Origin of the sequence: Enterobacter sp. CM29 (assembly GCF_013179605.1) — a bacterium.
Lineage (GTDB): Bacteria > Pseudomonadota > Gammaproteobacteria > Enterobacterales > Enterobacteriaceae > Enterobacter > Enterobacter intestinihominis.
Genome location: NZ_JABMCU010000388.1, coordinates 1 through 675, shown reverse-complemented (window position 1 = coordinate 675; position 675 = coordinate 1). Strand labels below are relative to the sequence as shown.

Sequence of the window (675 nt, the reverse complement as noted above, 5' to 3'; positions counted from 1 at the left end):
TCTTCTTTAATGCGGTGCCCGGTTTTCTGTTCCGGTTCTACTTCCACATATTCCGCATTGTTCATCTGCTCGAATGCGAGTTCACGTACGCGGTATGACAGGGTTGCGGAGAACAGCATGTTCAGACGCTGGTTTGCCGCAGGCATACGGCGGAACAGCCAGCGGATGTCTTTAATGAAGCCCAGATCGTACATGCGGTCTGCTTCATCCAGCACCACGACCTGGATTGCGCCGAGGTTGATATGGTTCTGTTTGGCGTAGTCGATAAGACGGCCGGTGGTCCCAATCAGGATATCGACGCCGCTTTCCAGCACTTTCAGCTGTTTATCGTAGCCGTCGCCGCCATAGGCCAGGCCAAGTTTCAGGCCGGTGGCTTGCGCCAGGGGCTCAGCGTCTGCGTGGATCTGTACCGCCAGTTCTCGCGTCGGGGCCATAATTAGCGCGCGCGGCTGGTTAACTTTGCGGTCTGCAATCGCTGGGTGAGAAAGTAAATAATGAAACGTTGACGTTAAAAACGCCATCGTTTTGCCAGTACCGGTTTGCGCCTGCCCTGCAACATCACGACCGGCCAGCGTCAGCGGCAGGGCGAGAGCCTGAATGGGCGTGCAGTTATGAAACCCTTTAGTTTCAAGGGCTTCGATCACCTTTGGGTGCAGGGCGAAGTCGGAAAACTTC

The 675-nt window shown here is 55.4% G+C and carries 1 protein-coding gene; it reads right to left on the bottom strand.

What is annotated here, in order from left to right; translation table 11 throughout:
• The coding region (locus HP459_RS23230; RefSeq protein ID WP_171936961.1) for a DEAD/DEAH box helicase at positions 1 to 675 on the bottom strand (675 nt) is incomplete at both ends.